At 63.6% G+C, this 19,200-nt stretch carries 18 protein-coding genes; 8 read left to right on the forward strand and 10 right to left on the reverse strand.

The window, feature by feature from the left end; translation table 11 throughout:
• Positions 1 to 94: 94 nt before the first annotated feature.
• On the forward strand, positions 95 to 907 hold the full coding sequence (locus ACQ4WM_RS11065; RefSeq protein ID WP_436546730.1) for a DODA-type extradiol aromatic ring-opening family dioxygenase: 813 nt from the start codon (positions 95 to 97) through the stop codon (positions 905 to 907).
• A 110-nt stretch (positions 908 to 1,017) separates the two neighbouring features.
• Here ACQ4WM_RS11065 and ylqF read toward each other — a convergent pair whose 3' ends face one another.
• Positions 1,018 to 1,965 (reverse strand): ribosome biogenesis GTPase YlqF, encoded by a 948-nt coding sequence (gene ylqF / locus ACQ4WM_RS11070; RefSeq protein WP_436546731.1) that lies wholly within the window; start codon positions 1,963 to 1,965, stop codon positions 1,018 to 1,020.
• A 194-nt stretch (positions 1,966 to 2,159) separates the two neighbouring features.
• Here ylqF and ACQ4WM_RS11075 point away from each other — a divergent pair, with 194 nt between their 5' ends.
• A complete protein-coding gene (locus ACQ4WM_RS11075) occupies positions 2,160 to 2,924 on the forward strand; it encodes a hypothetical protein (RefSeq protein WP_436546732.1) in 765 nt (254 codons plus the stop codon).
• Here ACQ4WM_RS11075 and ACQ4WM_RS11080 read toward each other — a convergent pair whose 3' ends face one another.
• Positions 2,925 to 3,851: a histone deacetylase family protein gene (locus tag ACQ4WM_RS11080; protein ID WP_436546733.1), complete on the reverse strand. Its 927-nt coding sequence runs from the start codon at positions 3,849 to 3,851 to the stop codon at positions 2,925 to 2,927. It abuts the gene before it with no gap.
• 185 nt (positions 3,852 to 4,036) lie between these two features.
• On the opposite strand from ACQ4WM_RS11080, the gene ACQ4WM_RS11085 reads away from it, so the two are divergent.
• The 5 genes from ACQ4WM_RS11085 to ACQ4WM_RS11105 all read left to right on the forward strand — a co-directional run bounded on the left by ACQ4WM_RS11085 (position 4,037) and on the right by ACQ4WM_RS11105 (position 9,810).
• Complete coding sequence (locus ACQ4WM_RS11085) at positions 4,037 to 4,945, forward strand: AAA family ATPase (protein ID WP_436546734.1); 909 nt, start codon at positions 4,037 to 4,039, stop codon at positions 4,943 to 4,945.
• A 4-nt stretch (positions 4,946 to 4,949) separates the two neighbouring features.
• Positions 4,950 to 5,897: a DUF58 domain-containing protein gene (locus ACQ4WM_RS11090; protein ID WP_436546735.1), complete on the forward strand. Its 948-nt coding sequence runs from the start codon at positions 4,950 to 4,952 to the stop codon at positions 5,895 to 5,897.
• Positions 5,894 to 7,870 carry a transglutaminase TgpA family protein gene (locus ACQ4WM_RS11095; RefSeq protein ID WP_436546736.1) on the forward strand — a complete coding sequence of 659 codons (1,977 nt, stop codon included), beginning with the start codon at positions 5,894 to 5,896 and terminating at the stop codon, positions 7,868 to 7,870. Before ACQ4WM_RS11090 ends, ACQ4WM_RS11095 begins: the two co-directional genes overlap by 4 nt.
• A 56-nt stretch (positions 7,871 to 7,926) precedes the next feature.
• A complete protein-coding gene (gene mltB / locus ACQ4WM_RS11100) occupies positions 7,927 to 9,039 on the forward strand; it encodes a lytic murein transglycosylase B (protein WP_436547030.1) in 1,113 nt (370 codons plus the stop codon).
• Between the two features lie 438 nt (positions 9,040 to 9,477).
• Positions 9,478 to 9,810, forward strand: coding sequence for a hypothetical protein (locus ACQ4WM_RS11105; RefSeq protein ID WP_034751784.1), 333 nt, complete (start codon positions 9,478 to 9,480; stop codon positions 9,808 to 9,810).
• Positions 9,811 to 9,904: 94 nt separating this feature from the next.
• Here the strand turns inward: ACQ4WM_RS11105 and cysM are convergent, their stop codons facing one another.
• Positions 9,905 to 10,807 carry a cysteine synthase CysM gene (gene cysM / locus ACQ4WM_RS11110; RefSeq protein WP_436546737.1) on the reverse strand — a complete coding sequence of 301 codons (903 nt, stop codon included), beginning with the start codon at positions 10,805 to 10,807 and terminating at the stop codon, positions 9,905 to 9,907.
• Positions 10,808 to 11,060: 253 nt separating this feature from the next.
• Between cysM and ACQ4WM_RS11115 the strand changes: the two genes are divergently transcribed.
• Positions 11,061 to 12,824 (forward strand): FAD-dependent oxidoreductase, encoded by a 1,764-nt coding sequence (locus tag ACQ4WM_RS11115; RefSeq protein WP_436546738.1) that lies wholly within the window; start codon positions 11,061 to 11,063, stop codon positions 12,822 to 12,824.
• Here ACQ4WM_RS11115 and ACQ4WM_RS11120 read toward each other — a convergent pair whose 3' ends face one another.
• The 7 genes from ACQ4WM_RS11120 to ACQ4WM_RS11150 form a co-directional block, all read right to left on the reverse strand.
• Positions 12,825 to 14,201 carry a M20/M25/M40 family metallo-hydrolase gene (locus tag ACQ4WM_RS11120; protein ID WP_436546739.1) on the reverse strand — a complete coding sequence of 459 codons (1,377 nt, stop codon included), beginning with the start codon at positions 14,199 to 14,201 and terminating at the stop codon, positions 12,825 to 12,827.
• A gap of 135 nt (positions 14,202 to 14,336) precedes the next feature.
• Positions 14,337 to 14,663 carry a ComEA family DNA-binding protein gene (locus ACQ4WM_RS11125; RefSeq protein ID WP_436546740.1) on the reverse strand — a complete coding sequence of 109 codons (327 nt, stop codon included), beginning with the start codon at positions 14,661 to 14,663 and terminating at the stop codon, positions 14,337 to 14,339.
• A gap of 159 nt (positions 14,664 to 14,822) precedes the next feature.
• Positions 14,823 to 15,773 (reverse strand): D-glycero-beta-D-manno-heptose-7-phosphate kinase, encoded by a 951-nt coding sequence (rfaE1, locus tag ACQ4WM_RS11130; RefSeq protein WP_436546741.1) that lies wholly within the window; start codon positions 15,771 to 15,773, stop codon positions 14,823 to 14,825.
• Positions 15,770 to 17,137 carry a UDP-glucose dehydrogenase family protein gene (locus ACQ4WM_RS11135; protein WP_436546742.1) on the reverse strand — a complete coding sequence of 456 codons (1,368 nt, stop codon included), beginning with the start codon at positions 17,135 to 17,137 and terminating at the stop codon, positions 15,770 to 15,772. The genes rfaE1 and ACQ4WM_RS11135 overlap by 4 nt, the downstream gene beginning before the upstream one ends.
• Positions 17,138 to 17,216: 79 nt before the next feature.
• Positions 17,217 to 18,392: a lipopolysaccharide assembly protein LapB gene (lapB, locus tag ACQ4WM_RS11140; RefSeq protein ID WP_436546743.1), complete on the reverse strand. Its 1,176-nt coding sequence runs from the start codon at positions 18,390 to 18,392 to the stop codon at positions 17,217 to 17,219.
• 49 nt (positions 18,393 to 18,441) lie between these two features.
• Complete coding sequence (locus tag ACQ4WM_RS11145; RefSeq protein WP_436546744.1) at positions 18,442 to 18,747, reverse strand: LapA family protein; 306 nt, start codon at positions 18,745 to 18,747, stop codon at positions 18,442 to 18,444.
• A gap of 133 nt (positions 18,748 to 18,880) precedes the next feature.
• Positions 18,881 to 19,186 carry an integration host factor subunit beta gene (locus ACQ4WM_RS11150; protein ID WP_008446215.1) on the reverse strand — a complete coding sequence of 102 codons (306 nt, stop codon included), beginning with the start codon at positions 19,184 to 19,186 and terminating at the stop codon, positions 18,881 to 18,883.
• Positions 19,187 to 19,200: the final 14 nt, after the last annotated feature.

A 19,200-nucleotide genomic window follows, 5' to 3' on the forward strand; every position in this document is an offset into this window, starting at 1 on the left:
AACGGCAATGATATATCAATATTTGGCGTCTTGATCAACTTCCGGCGCATGACTATAGTGAGAGCCTGTCCCTGCCACTGTTATCGGAGCCGCCATGACCAGCCCTGCTTTCCCCACTTATTTTTTGTCGCACGGCGGCGGCCCGTGGCCGTTCATGAAAGATCAGTTCGGCGGGTGCTACGATGTGCTCGAAGCGTCGCTGCAGGATATTCCGCGCCAGCTCGGCACACGTCCCAAAGCCGTGCTGGTGGTGACGGCGCACTGGGAAGGACCGCAATTTCTGGTCTCGGCCAGCCCTCAGCCCGGCATGATCTACGATTACTCGGGCTTTCCGGCGCACACCTATCAGATCCGGTATCCGGCGCCCGGCGCGCCCGAACTGGCGGCGCAGGTGAAAACCCTGCTCGACGCTGCCGGCCACCCGGCCCGCCTCGACCATGAACGTGGTTTTGATCATGGCACTTTCAGCGCCCTGTTCCCGATCTACCCGCAAGCCGACATGCCTCTGGTGCAACTGTCGCTGAAGCACGGCTACGACGTGCTGACCCACGTCGAGGTGGGGCGCGCCCTGGCCAGCCTGCGCCAGCAGGGCGTGCTGATACTGGGTAGCGGCTTGTCTTACCATAATCTGCGCCAGTTCGGCCCGGCAGGCGCGGTTGCCTCGCAGCAGTTCGACGCCTGGCTGCGCCACGCCATGGCCTTGCCGCCGGCCGAACGGCTGGCGCAATTGCTGGCCTGGGACCAGGCTCCCGCCGCGCGTCAGGCCCATCCGCGCGAAGACCATCTGCTGCCCTTGATGGTGGCGCTGGGCGCGGCCGAGCACGAGATAGCACAGGTGGTGTACCACGAGGATGATTTTTTTGGCGCGCTGGCGGTTTCCAGTTTCAGGTTTGGCCAGGCAGCGTAACGGCCGGGGGGGGGCAGACCATTGGTAAAGCAAGCAACGGCCGGGGTCAGGCCCCCTCGCCCGTTAGCGCAAGCTTCTGAGTTAGCAGCTTTGAGGGCTGACCCCAGACTTCAGGTTCCGCGCTTGCCGCGTGTAGCGTTCTTGGCTTTTTCAGCAGCGATCGCTGCCGCTACCGCCGCTTTTTCGGCCATCTCGGCCGCATGCTGGGCCAACAAGGCCGCGCGCGTGTCCGGCGTTTCCAGCGAGATGCGTCCCAGGATGCCGCTGCGATAGTCCAGCAGCAGGGTGTGCGAGGCTTTTTCGAAATCGTAGTCGCCGCCCTTGATGCGAAAGCCGCGCTTGGCCGCAATGCCTTCGACCACGCCGATGGCGTCGACTTCGCCGGTCCTGGTGCCGTAGCGGGCGGCCAGCAGATCAGGATAGCGCTTCAATAATTCCTCGGCCAGGAATACTGCCACTTCTTCCTCGATCAGCGCGTTCGAGCCGATCGCGTGACTGGCCGCCAGCATCAGGCCGTCGCTGGGGATGGCGATCTTCGGCCACAGCATGCCGGGCGTGTCGACCAGGATGGTGTTCTTGTCGAGGTACAGCTTTTGCTGCATTTTCGTCACAGCCGGCTCATCGCCGACTTTGGCCACGCGTTTTTTCAGCAGCGCATTCATCAGGGTCGACTTGCCCACGTTGGGGATGCCCATGATCATGATGCGCAGCGGCTTCGTCGGCACGCCGCGGTGCGGCGCCAGCGACCTGGCCAGCTCCGGTATGCGCGCCACGTCGCCGGGCTTCTTGGTCGTCATCGCATACGCGGTCACGCCTTCCTGGGCGTTGAAATACGCCACCCAGGCGGCGGTCGCGGCCGGGTCGGCCAGGTCGGTCTTGTTGAGGATCTTCAGGCAAGGACGCTGGCGGAACAGGCGCAGCTCGTCCACCATGGGATTGCAGCTGGCTGCCGGCAGGCGCGCATCGACCACTTCAATCACCAGGTCGGTGTTTTCCATGGTCTCGGCCGCTTTCTTGCGGGCCGCGTTCATATGTCCTGGGTACCATTGTATCGCCATGCTCTTGCCTTCAGAATCGTTCAGTCAATCCGCTATTTTACGTGGTTGACGGCGCAGCGTCCGGTTTACCGGCGCCCACACATGCTATCGGGCGTGAAACGAGACAATTGGTGATAATTCCATGCTAACCATAATGCTACCATCCGCATTCTTGGGCCTGCCGCCCACCTCCCGCCCCTGAGCCCGACCGACCCATGCCATTTGCCCGCCTGCCCTTGCTTGTCCTGTTCGCCGCCTGCCTGCTACCTGCCCATGCGCAAGACGCCAGCACGCCGCAAGACAGTAGCGCCGCGCAGGTCATCGATGTACGCGCCATGCGCGATCCGGACCTGCAACCGTACCGCACCATGGTCAAGGGCCTCGATGCCTACGCCGACCATCAGCGCCTGGCGCCCACCGCGCCGCTGCGTTTCAAGCTGATGGCCGCCACGCCGGCCGTTTCGATGGCGGACGTGGCCTTGCGCCTGGAAGCGGACAATCTGTCGGTCGCCATCCCCCTTGCCAGCGACGGCACGTTTGCCCTGGCGCGTGACAAGACAGCCTATGATGCGAATGCCGACCTGGTCAGCAACAAGAAACGCAGCACGGTGCGCTGGCGCCCGAATATCGTCACGCCTGGCCTGCCGGCCAATGTACGCCGCCTGGGCGACTTGCGCCTGGAATGCGAGGTGCGCTGGGCGGTGGAACAGGACGCCTTGCCGTTCATGCGCCGCAACCTGTTCAAGCTGGCGGGCGGGCCCTGCCATTCGGCCATGATCAACGTGCCGTATCCGGCCGGACGCACCTTGAGCGGCGTGCTGTTGCGCTCGGGGGAACGCAGCGCGAACCTTCCCTTGAGCGAGGACCGCAACCGCTATACGCCGCCCTTGCACGACAGCAGATGGAATGACGATGCCTTGCTGACCTTCAGCTATGTCGACGAGGAACACGCCGCCACGCCACCGCTTAAAACCTTGTAACTAAAGTTCGGCCAGGGCTTTGACGTGCGCGGCCACGCTGCGCCCCAGCGACGACAGGTTGTAGCCGCCCTCCAGGCAGCTGACAATGCGCCCTTCGCCATACTGCTCGGCCACCGCCATCATCTGCTGCGTCAGCCAGCTGTAGTCCGCCTCGACCAGGCCCATGCCGCCCACCTCGTCTTCACGGTGGGCGTCGAAACCGGCGGAAATGAACACCATCTGCGGCCGCTGGCGATGCAATGCCGGCAGCCAGTGATCGAGCACCAGCTGGCGCACCACGTCGCCCTTCGAGCGGGCCGGCACCGGCACGTTGACCCGCGTGTCGGTATAGGACTCGACATCGCTGTAGGGATAAAACGGGTGCTGGAAAAAACTCACCATCAGGATGCGCGGATCGTGCGCCACCGATTCGGCCGTGCCATTGCCATGGTGCACGTCGAAGTCGACGATGGCGACCCGCTCCAGGCCGCGCACGTCGAGCGCATGCTTGGCGGCGATGGCGATATTGTTGAACAGGCAGAAACCCATCGGTTCGCTGGGCCGCGCATGGTGGCCGGGCGGACGGATGGCGCAGAAGGCGTTGGAGATCTCGCCATCGATCACGGCGTCGGTGGCGGAAACGGCCGCACCGGCCGCCGCCAGCGCCGCCTGGTAGCTGTACGCGTTGAGCAGGGTATCGCCGTCAAGCGGATAGTAGTCGCCCGGCGCCGGCAGATTGTCGCGCACCAGGCTGATGGCAGTGGCGCTGTGGTTGCGCTCGATATCGGACAGCTGCGCGCAGGCGCCCGTACGGTGTTCGACCAGGTCGCTGATATGGGCCAGGATCAGTTGGTCGCTGATGGCCTGCAAGCGTGCCGGTGATTCGGGATGCCAGTCACCCATTTCATGGCGCTGGCAATCGGGGTGGGTATAAATAGCTGTGCTCATTCTTTGTACTTGTTCGCTTTGTCTCTGTCCACGCGGGTAAAATCACAGACTGGCCCGCGCCGCCACGGTCTCGATCGCATAATCTACCACGGACAGGCGGCGCGCGGGCGCGGTGACAGGTGCAGGATTTGACCGCAGCTGGCGATTGCACATTAAATAATTACCAGTACCACGACAGGGGTTCCATGTTTTCAACATTACACGAGGCCGCGCGCCAGGTCGGCGAGGTGATTGTCGGCAAGGATTTGCAGATACGCCAGGCGCTGGCCTGCCTGCTGGCCGGCGGCCATTTGCTGATCGAAGATGTGCCCGGCGTCGGCAAGACCACGCTGGCCCACGCGCTGGCCATGTCGCTGGGCCTGCAATGGAAGCGCCAGCAATTTACCAGCGACCTGCTGCCGGCCGACGTGGCCGGCATGTCGATCTACGACCGCGCCAGCGCCAGCTTCGTCTTCCATCCCGGCCCCCTGTTCACGCAAGTGCTGCTGGCCGACGAGATCAACCGCGCCACACCCAAAACCCAGTCCGGCCTGCTTGAAGCGATGGAAGAGCGGCAGGTCAGCCTGGACGGCGTCACCCATGCGCTGCCGCAGCCCTTCTTCGTGATCGCCACGCAGAACAGCCAGCACCAGGCCGGCACTTTTCCACTGCCCGAATCGCAGCTGGACCGTTTCCTGATGTGCCTTACCCTGGGCTACCCGGATGCGGCTGCCGAACGCGCCCTGCTGCTGGGGCTGGACCGGCGCGCCATGCTGCAGTCGATGGCGCCGGTGATGCAGCCTGTGCAACTGCTGGCGATGCAGGCGGCGCTGCGCCAGCTTCACGTTTCCGGCGTGCTGGCCGACTATGTGCTGGCGCTGGTGCACGCCACGCGCAGCGGCGAGCTGTTTGCCGAAGGCCTGAGCCCGCGCGCCGCGCTGGCCCTGCTGCAGGCATCGCGCGCCTGGGCAGCGCTGGCCGGACGCGACCACGTCACGCCCGACGATGTGCAAGCCGTGCTGCTGCCCGTCTGCGCGCACCGGCTGCGGCCAAGGCAAGGCGGCCAGAGCAGCGCTGCGCTGCTGCGGCAATTGCTGCTGGCCACGCCTGCCTGACACGATGCGGCTCGCTTCCCTGTTGCCCACGCGCCCCTGGCTGGGCGCGCACCGCGTGCATATCCGGCCCTCGCGCGCCGGCCTGGCGTTCGCCTTGCTGCTGCTGGCGCTGTGGATCGCCGCCGTCAATTACCAGCTGGCCCTGGGCCATGCGCTGACTTGGTTCGCCGTCGCCTGCGCCATCACCGACATGCTGTTTGCCAGCCGCAACCTGGCCGGCCTGGCGCTGTCGGCCACGCCGGGCGCGATGGTGGCCGCTGGCGGCAATGCCCGCTTCGAACTGCGCCTGGTCAACCGCAGCGCCCGCGCGCGCCATGCAATCGCGGTGGTGGCGGCCCTGCCGCAGGCGGCGCCTGAATTGGTCGACGTCGACGCCGGCGGCGCCGCCAGCGTCAGCGTGCTGCTGCCCGCCGGCGCACGGGGCTGGCTGCAGGCGCCCACCGTGCGACTGTCGAGCAACTTTCCGCTGGGCCTGTTCCACGCCTGGTGCCACTGGCAGCCGGAAGCGCGGGTGCTGGTGTATCCGCGCCCGGAAGCAGCGGCGCCTGCGCTGCCGGCCAGCCTCGCTGCGCCCCACTTGCAGCAAGCGGAACTGACGGGCGTCGCCGCCTACCGGAGCGGCGACCCGCTGCGGCGCCTGGCCTGGCGCCATATCGCCCGCCACGATGACGAACATTTATACAGCAAGCAGTTCCAGGACCTCGATGGCGGCCAGCACCACGATGACTTGCTGCTTGACTACGCCACCCTGCCGCCGCAACTGGATATCGAAGCGCGGCTGTCGCGCCTGTGCGCCTGGGTGCTGGAGGCCGATAGCCTGCACCTGCCGTACGGCCTGCGCCTGGAGCAGACGCTGATCGCGCCTGGCCAGGGTTCGTTTCACCTGGACGCCTGCCTGCGCGCACTGGCGCTGCACGGCCTTTCGCAGCCATCATTGCCGCAGGCTTCATGATGCGCTGGCTGCGTGATTTGCCGCGCGAGCGGGCTGACATATTGTTGCTGCTCCTGGCGGTGGCCATGGTGCTGGCGCCGCATGCCGGGCATTTCCCGCCGTGGCTGTCGGTGGCCATGGCCGTGCCGCTGCTGTGGCGCGCGGCGCTGGCCGTGGGCAACAAGCGCCAGCCGCCGCTGGGCTGGCTGATGCTGCTGGCCATGCTGGCCATCAGTGGCGTGCATCTCAGCTACGGCAGCTTGCTCGGACGCGATCCCGGCGTGGCCATGCTGGCCCTGCTGCTGTCGCTGAAATCGCTGGAAATGCATGGACGGCGCGATGTGTTCGTGCTGGTCTTTATCTGCTTTTTTTTGCTATTGGCCAATTTCTTCCATGCCCAGGGCCTGCTCAGTGCGGTCTGGATGCTGGCCACCTTGATCGTGCTGCTGGCGGCCCTGCTGTCGTTTCACTTTGGCCCCGTCCAACCGCGCTGGCCGGCACGCCTGCGCTTGCTGGGCCGCTTGCTGGCGCTGGCCCTGCCGCTCTCGGCGCTGCTGTTTTTCATGATGCCGCGCCTGGCCAGTCCGCTCTGGGGCAAGGCCGGCATGGGTACCCAAGGCATGACGGGCTTGTCCGACAGCATGCAGCCGGGCGCGATCGCGCAACTGGCCCGCTCCAACGATCCCGTCTTCACGGCGCATTTCACCACGGCGCTGCCGCCGCAAGGCGCGCTGTACTGGCGCGGCGTGGTGTTGGGCGACTACGACGGCGCCACTTGGACCCGCAGCGCCGCGTCCGGGACGCCAGGCAAGATCGATATCGTGCTGGCCGGCGAACGCCTCGACTACCAGGTCGATCTGTTGCCCAGCGGCCAGCGGCGCATCTTTGCGCTGGACTTGCCGCGCAGCATACAGCGCCTGCCCGGCAACCCCTATGTGGTGTCGCCGGCGCTGGAACTGCTGACCGTCCAGCCCATCTCCAGCGCCGTGCGCTACCGCGCCAGTTCGCAGATACGCTACCGGCTGCAGGCGCAGCTGACGCCGCAACAAAAACAACCATGGCTGGCGCTGCCACCGGGCGCCAATCCGCGCAGCCTGGCCTGGGCGCGGCAGTTGCGCGCCGGCCAGCCCACGCAGCAGGCGGCGATTGCCGCCGTGCTGGCCCACTTTCGCCAGGCGCCGTTCCGCTACACCTTGCAGCCACCGCTGCTGGGCAAGGACGGCGTGGACGACTTCCTGTTCCGTACCCGGGCCGGCTTTTGCGAACACTATGCGGGCAGCTTTGTCGTGCTGATGCGCGCCATGGCCATCCCGGCACGCGTGGTGACCGGCTACCAGGGCGGCTTGCGCGACGATACGGCAAGGTCGATCACGGTGCGCCAGTCCGACGCCCATGCCTGGAGCGAAGTCTGGCTGCCGGATCAAGGCTGGGTACGCATCGACCCGACCAGCCAGGTGGCACCGATGCGCACCGAGCGCAACCTGGACGCAGCATTGCCGGCCGCGCCAGCGCAGGCCGGCGGCTGGCGCCCGCTGCAAAGCTTGAACCATGCCTGGCAGCGGGCCGAACAGGGCTGGCAACGCTGGGTAATCGATTACACGCCCGAGCGCCAGCGCGCCCTGTTCGATGCCGTGCTGGCGCTGCAGGCCAGGCAGGTCGCGGCTGCTTGCGCGCTGCTGGCCGCACTGGCAGCGACGGCCGGCGCCCTGCTGTGGTGGCAGCAACGGCCAGGCCGGCATCCGGGCGCCGCGCTCGACCAGTTATATGCGCGCTTTTGCCGCCTGCAGGCGCGTCGCGGACACAGCCGTGCGCCGCACGAAGGGCCGCACGGTTATGCTGCACGACTGGCGGCCAGCCCGGCCTCGCCGCGCGCACACGATGCGATGGCGCGCTTTCTGGCTATCTATGCCGCGATGAAGTATGGTAACGCCAGCCCAGACGAACACACCCGTGCGCGGCGCGAACTGCGCCGCCTGTTAACACTATGCCGATGAGACGCTTCTTGCCTACCACTACCCCGACCACCTCCGCCGCCCTGTCGTCCCTGTTGATGTCCCTGCTGCTGGCCGGCTCTTCCATGACTCATGCGGCGCAAAACAGCCAGATTTCCGCCGCCGACCGTGCGCGGGCGATCCAGGCCGCGAAACAGGGCAGCAACAAAGCTGCCGCCAAAAAGGCGCCCGCCAAGTTTGACTTCGAAGGCGAGTTCGTCAACTACGCCAACTGGACCGAAGTGCGTGCCTTTCTCGATGACATGGCCTCCAGGCACGGTTTTGACCGCGCCGAACTCGATGTCCTGATCGGCAAGGTGCGCTATGTGGACACCACGGTGCAACTGATGAAACCTGCGCCGCCTGGCAAGCCGAAGAACTGGCAAGCCTACAGCGCGCGTTTTATCGAACCGGTGCGCATCAATGCCGGCGTCAGGTTTTGGCAGGAAAATGCCGAAGCGCTGGCGCGCGCCGAACGCGAGTATGGCGTGCCGGCCAATATCATCGTCGGCATTATCGGCGTGGAAACCGTGTATGGCCGCAATACGGGGCGCTTCCGCGTGCTCGACGCGCTGACCACCCTGGCGTTTTCCTACCCGGAAAGCCCGAACCGGACGGCGCGCATGGCCTATTTCAAGGGCGAACTGGAAAACGCACTGCTGTTTGCGCGCAAGGATGGCATCGATCCGCTGACCCTGCTCGGCTCTTATGCAGGCGCCATCGGCCTGCCGCAGTTCATGCCCAGCAGCATCATGAAATATGCGGTGGACTTCGATGGTGATAGTCATATCGACCTGCGCAACTCGACTGCCGACGCGATCGGCAGCGTGGCCCATTTCCTGGTCGAACATGGCTGGAAACGCGGCGACCCGGCCACCAGCGTGTATCCGGTGAGCGTCTCGCCCAACCGCGCCTGGGAAAAATTCCTCGGCCAGGGACTGGAAGCAAAATTCACTCTGGCAGAGCTGCAACAGGCTGGCGTGACCAGCGTGGCGACAGCGCCACAGAACATGTTGTACGGTTTGATCGACTTGCAAAATGGATCAGAAGCAACAGAGTACAGCTTGGCAAGCAATAACTTCTTTGCTATAACTCAATACAACAGAAGTTACTTCTATGCCATGTCTGTCATCGATCTGGGAAGGGCTGTCAGCGAAGCGCGCGCTCGCTAACCTGAACTCCGTGTAAAGTTATAATGTTACTTGTAAGAAAGCGTAAGCGCGATTGTAGCGGCTCCGGAACCGGTTTATGGTGCACCGATCAACATCGCGCTCGCTGAGCTCGCCAGCGATCCGAGAGCACTAAAATTGGAAATGGTTTTTCACTTAACTTTTGTCAAAGTACAATTTTTGGTCTATCATGTAAATGATAAAGAATACATGGCTGTTGCAGCAAGACAACAAAAATCACAGGCGTCACACGATTGTCACACTTTCTAACGTGAAACTAAATCCTGCTGTACAATTGTGTATTCATCATGAAAACCTGTATCCCGGATCGTACCGTGTGTGAATTCGTTCCTTTAAGTAAAGAATGAACATGAACGCAGCAAGAGCGAGCTCCGAGTGTTTTTACTTTGCAGTGCAACTACAGAAGGAACAAACAACATCATGACTAATCAAGTCGGCATTGATATGAACAGCGATTCGGACTCCGACGATCTGTTGCAGTACAACCCAAACAGATTGCTCGACACCCTGATCGAAAACCTGCGCCTGAAAAATGACGCAGCCCTGTCCCGCGCACTTGAAGTGGCGCCGCCAGTCATCAGCAAAATCCGCCACCACCGCCTGCCGGTCGGCGCTTCGCTGCTGATCCGCATGCACGAAGTGAGCGATCTGAGCATTCGTGACCTGCGCTACCTGATGGGTGACCGTCGCAACAAATTCCGCATCAGCGACAAGCAATTCAAGCCGAAAGAAGGCGAAACGCCACAAGGCTGATCCTGCCAGTTCCGCAGGTTTTCCCTCCCCGCCCGGGGAGGGGGTATTTTTACCACCGTATGTCCAGGCCGTTCTGGCCGACCTGAATCACACCTTATGCCGGAAACACGCCCGTCGACAAATATCTGTCTCCTCGGTCGCAGACGACAAACACGATGGTCGCATTCTCTACCGTTTGCGAAATGCGCAGCGCGATTTCGCAGGCGCCAGCCGCTGAAATACCGCAGAACAAGCCCTCTTCCGCCGCCAGGCTGCGCGCCATGCGTTCAGCCACGCCCTGGCTCACGTATTCGATCTGGTCGACGCGCGTCTTGTCGTAGATTTTCGGCAAATACGCTTCCGGCCATTTGCGGATGCCTGGAATTTGCGAGCCCTCTTCCGGCTGCGCGCCGATGATCTGGATCGCCGGGTTCTGTTCCTTCAGATAGCGCGACACGCCCATGATGGTGCCTGTGGTGCCCATCGCGCTCACAAAATGCGTGACCCGTCCTTCCGTGTCGCGCCAGATTTCCGGCCCCGTGCTTTCATAGTGGGCACGCGAATTGTCTTCATTGCCGAACTGGTCGAGAATAATGCCGCGGCCGTCTTTCTGCATCTGCTCGGCCAGGTCGCGCGCATATTCCATGCCGCCGGTCTTGGGGGTGAGCAAGATGCTGGCGCCGTACGCGGCCATGCTCTGGCGGCGCTCGACGCTCAGGTTGTCCGGCATCAGCAGCACCATCTTGTAGCCGCGCAACGCAGCGGCCATGGCCAGCGCAATGCCGGTATTGCCGCTGGTCGCTTCGATCAGGGTGTCGCCCGGCTTGATCTGGCCGCGCTCTTCGGCACGCTTGAGCATGGACATGGCGGCGCGGTCCTTGACGGAACCGGCCGGGTTGTTGCCTTCCAGTTTGCCCAGGATAACGTTGTTGCGCGCAAGCGCGTCAGCGCCGGGCAAACGCGTCAGCTGTACCAGCGGAGTATTGCCTATCGTATCTTCAAGTGTCTTGTAAGCCATCGTGTCGCTTCGCGTAATCAACAAAGACCCATTCTAATATGAGAAGCAGGGCCGCGTGTCGCTGATGGCAGCGAACGGCCAGCAGCGCGGCAGCGGCAGCAAGCACCGCGCCGGGCCGCATGGTTGCTTGCTTTCAGCGATTTTTCGCTGCCGCACGGCAGGCTTTCGGCACGCGGCGCAGGCTTGCGCTAGACTTGCCGGCATCAGTTATTTTTCTTATTTGCTTATTCACTCTCCACCAGACGGATCAGTCATGCACAGCAGCGCACCCGAATTCATCCCCGAAGCCACGCCGGACGATCAGCACCAGGCCAATACCCTGGACCTGCGGGGCCGTAGCCACCAGATTTCGCCCGTCTTCAACGACGCTGAGCTCGAACGCCTGCAGCGCTACGGCAAGGTCAAACACTTTGCCGATGACGCTACCTTGTTCCAGGCGGGCAACAGCAGCTTCGGCATGCTGGTCATTTTGTCGGGACGGGTCGCCGTCACGCGCCATGAAGTCATGGGCCAGGACACGTTGCTGCGCGAGATAGGCCGGGGCCACTTCATCGCCGAGGTGGCGCAGCTGTCGGGACGGCCGACCCTGGTCAACGGCGTGGCCGTGGGCGCGGTGCAATTGCTGGAGGTCAGCTCGGAATCCTTGCGCGCCTTGCTGGTGGCGGAAGCGGAAATGGGCGAACGCATCGTGCGCGCGCTGATCTTGCGCCGCGTCGGCCTGATCGAATCGAACTCGGGTGGGCCGGTGCTGGTGGGGCCACGCGGCAATGCCAATATGTTCCATCTGCAAAGTTTTTTGACCAGCAACGGCCATCCGCACACCGTGCTCGATCCGGACAGCGACACGGCCGCCAGCGCCCTGCGCACGCGCTACCAGCCGACGGCGGAAGAATGGCCGCTGGTAGTCTGCCCCGACGGCAACGTGATGAAAAACCCCGGCATCGCAGAAATAGGCCGCTGCCTGGGCATGCTGCCCGACCTGTCCGGCGACAAGATTTTCGACGTGCTGGTGGTGGGCGCCGGTCCGGCTGGCCTGGCCACGGCCGTGTATGCGGCCTCGGAAGGCTTGTCGGTGCTGGCACTGGAACAGCGCGCCTATGGCGGCCAGGCCGGCGCCAGTGCCCGCATCGAAAACTATCTTGGCTTTCCGACCGGTATCTCTGGCCGCGCACTGGCCGGGCGCGCTTACGTGCAGGCGCAAAAATTCGGCGTCGAAGTGGCCACTCCGGCCAACGCCGCCAGGCTCGATTGCGATGGCTGGCCGCTGCGCCTGACCTTGTCTGATGGCGTCACCGTGCGTGCCCGCACCGTCGTGCTGTCGTGCGGTGCGCGCTACCGCCGCCCTTCACTGGCCAACCTGAAGACCTATGAAGGACGCGGCATCTATTACTGGGCCTCGCCGATCGAAGCCAAGCTGTGCCGCCAGGAGGAAATCGTCCTGGTGGGCGGCGGCAATTCGGCAGGGCAGGCGGCCGTGTTCCTGTCCGGCCACGCCGCCAAGGTCCATATGGTGATCCGTGGCGCCGGGCTCGCTGCCAGCATGTCGACTTATCTGATCGAGCGCATCGCCGCCACGCCGAATATCACCTTGCACACGCACACGGAAATCATCGCGCTCGAAGGCGATGACGATGGCTTGAGCGAAGTGCGCTGGCGCAACAATCAAACGGGCGAGGAAGCCGATTGCGCCGTGCGCCGCGTGTTCCTGTTCGTCGGCGCCGACCCGAATACGGATTGGCTGCAAGACTGCGCGGTGGCGGTCGATGCCCAGGGCTTTATCCGCACCGGCTTCGACGTCACGCGCGCCGAGTGCAGCAAGCTCGGCGACAAACCGATCTCGCCGGCCGAGCTGCCAGACCGGGCCGCACTGGAAACCAGCGTGCCGGGCGTGTTTGCGATTGGCGACGTGCGCGCCGGCTCGACCAAGCGGGTGGCGGCCGCCGTCGGTGAAGGCGCGGCCGTGGTATCGCAGATCCACAGCTTCCTGGCACGCCTGCCGGCAGCCGCCACCGACTGATCAGCGCAGCGGCATCGGGTAGCTAGCCACGCTGACATTGCCATCGCGGTCTATCGCCTGGACGCCAAAGAAGTAGTTATCTTTCGACAGCGCCAGCCGCGCCTGCGTCACATTGCCTACGTCCTGCGCGCCCTGCCACTGGTCGGCCGTGGTGGCGCGCCAGACCACGCGGTAGCCGGCCAGGTCCGGTTCCGTGTTCGCCTGCCACACCAGCGTGGTGGCGTTTTCCAGTTTGTCTGTACGTACCTGCACCTGGGCCGGCGCGGCCGGCGCCAGCGCCAGCGAGGCCAGCGCGGCGGCGTTGACGCGCGCTACTTTGGCCACGTAATCGTAGTCGACGAATTGCGGCAGGTCGCCATACTGCACGCCGTTTTCCACGCGCACATCCTGGTGCTGGTGCGCGAAATCCTCGTTCGGCTCGGTAAAGCGCAGCGCCGCATAGCCTTGCGCCAGAAATGGCATATGGTCGCCGCCGCGCAGGTAGCGGTCGGCGCGCTGTATCACGTTGACCTTGAAACCCGGCACATAGCGTTCCCCGATCTGTTTCACATGGCGCGCCAGCTGGCGCGAAATGGAATCGTTTTCGCCACCGGTGGCCACCAGGCCGCGCACGCCGTCGCTCATTTCCCTGACGGCCGGGATGCCTTCGGCAAACAGGCGCACCTGGCCGCCATCGACGGTACCGTCGTCGGCGCGCGAACTGCCGATGATGTCGTTGTTGAGCATGCCGGCAATATTGAGCTGTTTCATTTTTGCCTGCTGCGCCCAGTGGCCGGAGCCGAGCAGCCCCTGCTCTTCAGCCGCCACCGCCATGAATACCAGCGTTGCATCGAACTGCTGGCGCGCCATCACGCACGCCATTTCGATCACGGCCGCCGTGCCGGAGGCATCGTCGTTGGCGCCCGGCGCCTTGCCGCTGGCGTCCATCACATCGGTGGCACGCGAATCGTAGTGGCCGCTGACTACATAGATGCGCTGCGCCGACTGCGGGTCGCTGCCGGGCAACGTTGCCACCACGTTGACGATCTCGGTCGGGCGCGAGATGCGTTTCGACACCGGCGTCACATGGCTGTCAAACGCCACCTGCAGCCGCCCGCCCGCCTGCGCGCCGCAACGCTCCAGTTCGGCCTTGATCCAGCGCCGCGCCGCGCCGATGCCGCGCGTGTCGGACACGGTATCGGACATGGTATGGCGCGTCTCGAAACTGACCAGCTTATGCACATAGCCTTCGATGCGCTGCGGCGAAATGCCGGCCACGACCTGCGCGATGGCCGGCTGCAGCGGGTCCTGCGCCGCTGCGGCCGTGGCCGGTGCTTCAGCGGCCACCGTCACGCCGCACAGCAAGCTTGCCGCCATGCCTGTCAACATCCTGTTCATTGTGTCTCCTGAAGATAGTTATGGCAGGCATTTTCGCACTGTTCACGCCGCACATGCATTCTTCGGTCAACATAATGTCGGCACGCTTGCCATGGAAGTCGCTCATTGGCCGGCGCAGACAGGACCAGCAGTGGACTATTTCTTCTCGGCCAGCTTCGCATCTTTCTTCACATTGGCTGGTGCCGCTGCACCTTGCTTGCCCTGGCCGTTGATCTGCAAGCCCGCCTCGGACAACTTGATAGCGCTTTTCGGGCCGATGCCCTTGACCCGGGTTTCAAAGTCTGCCCAGTCCTTGTAAGGTCCCTTGGCGCGCTCATCGATGATGGCTTTCGAGGTGGCCGGGCCGATGCCCTTGACACTGTCGAGCGCGGCCTGGTCGGCCTTGTTGACGTCTACCTGGGCCATGGCCAGGCCCATCGTCGCGGCCAGGGTTGCCACGGCCATAACAAGTTGTTTAAACATGGGGAAATCTCCGTAGTGTGGTTGAAGAACACTGAAACGGCTGACACGACAGCGCCTGGCCGTGATGACAGTGTAGCGAACGCGGCATGGCCCGGCGGAGGATGCACAGAGGAAGAGCTGCGCCAGATCAAGCGAACTGGCGCAGATGGTGAGGAAGATTTATTGCGGGAACAGTTCCGCGCGCGTGACGGTGGCCGTGCCCAGCTTGCCCACCACGATGCCGCCGGCGCGGTTGGCCGTGCGCACGGCGTCGCCCAGGTTCATGCCGGCGCCCAGCATGGCGGCCATGGTGGCGATCACGGTGTCACCGGCGCCGGACACATCGAACACTTCGCGCGCGTCGGTCGGCATGTGCAGCACTTCATCGGCGGTGTACAAGCTCATGCCCTCTTCCGAACGGGTCAGCAGCAAGGCGTCCAGGCCCAGCTGCGAGCGCATCTGCTGGGCACGCTCGGTCAGCTGCTCTTCCGTGCTCCAGTTGCCAATGATACGGCGCAGCTCCGATTTGTTCGGAGTCAGCACTGACGCACCCGCGTAGCGCGAAAAATCGTCGCCTTTCGGATCCACCATCACGATCTTGCCGGCCGCACGCGCCGCCTTGATCATGTCCGCCACATTCACCAGGCTGCCCTTGGCGTAGTCGGACAAAATCACCACGTCGCAGTCGGGCAGCAGAGTATTGAACTGCTTGAGCTTGTCGCGCAGCACCGTATCGCTGGGCGCATCCTCGAAATCGATGCGCAGCATCTGCTGCTGGCGGCCGATCACGCGCAGCTTGATGATGGTGGAAATGGCCGCATCGCGCTGCAAGTGGCTGCGTATGCCGTCCTCGCCCAGCAGACGCTCGACCTGGCTGCCGGCCTCGTCGTCGCCGACCACGCCCAGCAAACTGGTCTGCGCACCCAGCGCAGCCGCATTGCGCGCCACGTTGGCCGCGCCACCAAGGCGCTCTTCGCGCTTCTCGATGCGCACGATGGGCACCGGCGCTTCCGGCGAAATGCGGCTGACGTCGCCAAACCAGTAACGGTCCAGCATCACGTCGCCCACCACCATCAGGCGCACTTTGGCCAGGCTGTCGGACGCGGTCAATGCCACCTCGTGCGCGCTCATGCCGGCACCTGGAGCGAGCGGCCGATGCCGTGGTATTCGATGCCGCAGGCCTGCATGATGTCCGGTTCGTACAGGTTGCGGCCGTCAAAGATCACCGGCTGCTTCAGGCGCTTCTTGATCAGCTCGAAGTCGGGACTGCGGAAGGCCTTCCATTCCGTGACGATCACCAGCGCATCGGCGTCCAGCAGGGTGTCGGCCGGGCTGTCGGCATAGCGGATACGGGCCAGTTGCTCCGGCACCAGGTCCAGTTGCAGCACCCGCTGCGCTTCCGCCATCGCCACCGGGTCATACACGGCCACCGTGGCGCCGCGCGAGAGCAGGTCGGCCAGCAGCACGCGCGCCGACGCTTCGCGCATATCATCCGTGTTGGGCTTGAAGGCCAGGCCCCAGATGGCGAAGTGGCGGCCGGCCAGGTCGTTGCCGAAGCGGCTGACGACCTTGCTGCCGAGGATATGCTTTTGCCGGTCGTTCACCGCTTCGACGGCGCGCAGTATCAGCAGCTCCTGGCCGTGGCCGCGCGCCGTGCGCTCGAGCGCCTGCACGTCTTTCGGGAAGCACGAGCCGCCATAGCCGCAGCCAGCGTACAGGAAGCTGTAGCCGATGCGCGGGTCGGAACCGACGCCACGGCGCACCGCTTCGATATCGACACCAACCTTGTCGGCCAGGTTGGCCAGTTCATTCATGAACGAGATGCGCGTGGCCAGCATGGCGTTGGCGGCGTACTTGGTGAACTCGGCCGAGCGCACATCCATCCAGTAAGTGCGTTCGCGGTTGCGGTTGAACGGTGCATACAGGGTGCGCAGCAGGTCACGCGCGCGCTCGCCTTCCGGCGTGGTGTCGACACCGATCACGATGCGGTCGGGCCGCATGAAGTCTTCGACAGCCGCGCCTTCCTTCAGAAATTCCGGGTTCGAGGCGACCGAGAAGGTGGCGTAGGTGGCGCGCAAGTCCAGTTCGGCCTGGATCGCGGCGCGCACTTTTTCTGCGGTGCCGACCGGCACGGTCGACTTGTCGACGATGACCTTGTATTCCTTCATGTACTTGCCAATGCCGCGCGCGGCGGCCAGCACGTATTGCAGGTCGGCCGAGCCATCCTCGTCGGGCGGCGTGCCAACGGCAATGAACTGCAGCACGCCATGGTGGGCGGCCGCTTCCACGTCGGTGGAAAAGGTCAGGCGGCCGGCAGCGCGGTTGCGCGACACGACTTCTTCCAGGCCAGGTTCATGGATGGGGATGCCGCCGTTGTTGAGCAGCTCGACTTTTTTCGCGTCGAGATCGAGGCAAAAAACGTCGTTGCCCAACTCGGCCAGGCAGGCGCCGGTGACAAGGCCGACATAGCCGGTGCCGATAATGGTAATTTTCATGGTTGTACCGTATGGATAAAAAGCAGGTCTTGCATGGAATTACACGCCACATTGCTGTGGGCAAGGTGACGTGTAGGTATCAGTTCATGACGTTCAATTCTTCGGTGCGGCGCGGAGGGTAGGTTTCCCACTTGTTGCAGCCGGGGCAATGCCAGTAGAACTGGCGCGCCTTGAAGCCGCAGTGGCTGCACTGGTAGCGGGCCAGCTTCTGCGTATAGCCGTGCACCAGATTTTTCACCATCGCCAGTTCCGACAGGACGGCTGCCGGCGCATCCATCATGCGTGCTTCGAGCAGCTTGTCCAGGCCCAGCAGGGTTGGCGTGCGGCGCAGTTCGGCGCTCACCAGCAGCTTGGCGGCATCGACGCCGTCCAGGTCCAGCACCGCCTTGAACACCACCTCGATCAGGTCGATCGACGACGCTTCTTCCAGGTAGGAACGCAACAGGTTGATGCCCTCCTGCGGGCGGCCCACCCTGGTGTAGCCATCCATCAGGCGCTGCGCCACCAGCGCGACGTGCGGCACGCTTTGCTGCTCGACCCGGCGCCAGGCCATGATCGCCTCTTCCACATCACCGCGCGCCAGCAACACGTCGCCCGTCAATATCGTGGCGCGCACGCTCTTGCGGTCGGTCTGCAGGGCTTTTTCGAGCAGCGGCATGGCTTCGTCCGGCTTCAGATGCACCAGAGCGTCATGCGCCAGTTCGCAATAGAATTGCGCGATTTCCTTCTGGCGCGCACCGGCGCCCGATTCCTGCAAGCCCAGCGCCGCTTCGATGGCGCGTGGCCATTCCTTTTCACGCTGGAAGATTTCCAGCAGCGCGCGGCGTGCCTGCACCGCGTATTGGGTTTCTACCAGGCCATTGAAGGTTTCTTCGGCACGGTCCAGCAGGCCCGCTTTCAGGTAGTCCATGCCCAGCTCATAGGCGGCGTGCACCTGCTGTTCCTGCGGCAGATCCGGGCGCGCCAGCAGATTCTGGTGGACGCGGATGGCGCGTTCGGTCTCGCCACGGCGGCGAAACAGGTTACCGAGCGCAAAGTGCATATCGGCCGATTCGGGGTCGAGCTTGACGATTTCGATAAACGCGTCGATCGCCTTGTCATGCTGTTCGGTGAGCAGGAAATTCAAGCCCTTGAAATAATTGCGCGGCAGGCTGCGCGATTCCGACACCAGTTGATGGATATCGACGCGTGCGGCGATCCAGCCCAGTGCGAAAAACAGGGGGATGCCCAGGAGCCACCAGAATTCAAATTCCATGCGATAGTTTTTATTCGTATAAGAGGGAAAAACGGAAAGACAGTGGCGCTCAGGATTGGGCGCTGACGCCGTCCGGTTGCGGCTGTACATTGGCAGACGTGCCGACGGCGTGCAGCGCAGCGATCGTGGTTTTTTGCCGGCTCGCTTCACGGCGGTGACGGAACACGGTCGGCGTCAGGGCCAGTACGCCCAGGCTCGCACCTGCGACAAAAAAGCCCAGCAGCATCAGCACCAGCGGGCCACGGATTTCATAATTGAGGAACAGATGCAGGTCGACCACCTGCACATTCTTCAGCGCAAAGCCGAAGAACAGGACGAAAAGAACACAGCCAACGATGGTGGAGATGATTTTCATCGATAGGTCCAGACAGAGAGAAACGGCAATACAAACGGTGTTCGTGCCACATGGCACAGAGCTTCGACATCATAGCAAAAAAAAAGCGGCATCCAAGGATGCCGCTCTTTATTTTCCGCCTTCCAGCAGACGATTAATCCTCGATGATCGGCTGGCCGACCATCGCGTCCACGCGCTCGCGCAACTGTTTGCCCGGCTTGAAGTGGGGTACCCGTTTTTCAGGCACCATCACCTTGTCGCCCGACTTCGGGTTGCGGCCGATGCGCGGTGGCCGGCTGTTCAGGGCAAAACTGCCAAAACCGCGGATCTCGATGCGCTGGCCGGTCGCCAGGGCGTTGGTCATCGCATCGAGAATGGTCTTGACGGCATACTCCGCATCTTTCGCCACCAGCTGAGAATAACGCTCGGCCAGGCGGTTGATCAGCTCGGATTTTGTCATCTGCCGGTTTCCGC

The organism is Janthinobacterium longum, assembly GCF_051380735.1.
Taxonomy (GTDB): domain Bacteria; phylum Pseudomonadota; class Gammaproteobacteria; order Burkholderiales; family Burkholderiaceae_D; genus Janthinobacterium.

Excerpts from the sequence above, each read along its gene's own strand:
- ACQ4WM_RS11065 (WP_436546730.1), top strand. The coding sequence starts at position 95 with ATGACCAGCCCTGCTTTCCCCACTTATTTTTTGTCGCACGGCGGCGGC.
- ylqF (WP_436546731.1), bottom strand. The coding sequence starts at position 1,965 with ATGGCGATACAATGGTACCCAGGACATATGAACGCGGCCCGCAAGAAA.
- ACQ4WM_RS11075 (WP_436546732.1), top strand. The coding sequence starts at position 2,160 with ATGCCATTTGCCCGCCTGCCCTTGCTTGTCCTGTTCGCCGCCTGCCTG.
- ACQ4WM_RS11080 (WP_436546733.1), bottom strand. The coding sequence starts at position 3,851 with ATGAGCACAGCTATTTATACCCACCCCGATTGCCAGCGCCATGAAATG.
- ACQ4WM_RS11085 (WP_436546734.1), top strand. The coding sequence starts at position 4,037 with ATGTTTTCAACATTACACGAGGCCGCGCGCCAGGTCGGCGAGGTGATT.
- ACQ4WM_RS11090 (WP_436546735.1), top strand. The coding sequence starts at position 4,950 with ATGCGGCTCGCTTCCCTGTTGCCCACGCGCCCCTGGCTGGGCGCGCAC.
- ACQ4WM_RS11095 (WP_436546736.1), top strand. The coding sequence starts at position 5,894 with ATGATGCGCTGGCTGCGTGATTTGCCGCGCGAGCGGGCTGACATATTG.
- mltB (WP_436547030.1), top strand. The coding sequence starts at position 7,927 with ATGTCCCTGCTGCTGGCCGGCTCTTCCATGACTCATGCGGCGCAAAAC.
- ACQ4WM_RS11105 (WP_034751784.1), top strand. The coding sequence starts at position 9,478 with ATGACTAATCAAGTCGGCATTGATATGAACAGCGATTCGGACTCCGAC.
- cysM (WP_436546737.1), bottom strand. The coding sequence starts at position 10,807 with ATGGCTTACAAGACACTTGAAGATACGATAGGCAATACTCCGCTGGTA.
- ACQ4WM_RS11115 (WP_436546738.1), top strand. The coding sequence starts at position 11,061 with ATGCACAGCAGCGCACCCGAATTCATCCCCGAAGCCACGCCGGACGAT.
- ACQ4WM_RS11120 (WP_436546739.1), bottom strand. The coding sequence starts at position 14,201 with ATGAACAGGATGTTGACAGGCATGGCGGCAAGCTTGCTGTGCGGCGTG.
- ACQ4WM_RS11125 (WP_436546740.1), bottom strand. The coding sequence starts at position 14,663 with ATGTTTAAACAACTTGTTATGGCCGTGGCAACCCTGGCCGCGACGATG.
- rfaE1 (WP_436546741.1), bottom strand. The coding sequence starts at position 15,773 with ATGAGCGCGCACGAGGTGGCATTGACCGCGTCCGACAGCCTGGCCAAA.
- ACQ4WM_RS11135 (WP_436546742.1), bottom strand. The coding sequence starts at position 17,137 with ATGAAAATTACCATTATCGGCACCGGCTATGTCGGCCTTGTCACCGGC.
- lapB (WP_436546743.1), bottom strand. The coding sequence starts at position 18,392 with ATGGAATTTGAATTCTGGTGGCTCCTGGGCATCCCCCTGTTTTTCGCA.
- ACQ4WM_RS11145 (WP_436546744.1), bottom strand. The coding sequence starts at position 18,747 with ATGAAAATCATCTCCACCATCGTTGGCTGTGTTCTTTTCGTCCTGTTC.
- ACQ4WM_RS11150 (WP_008446215.1), bottom strand. The coding sequence starts at position 19,186 with ATGACAAAATCCGAGCTGATCAACCGCCTGGCCGAGCGTTATTCTCAG.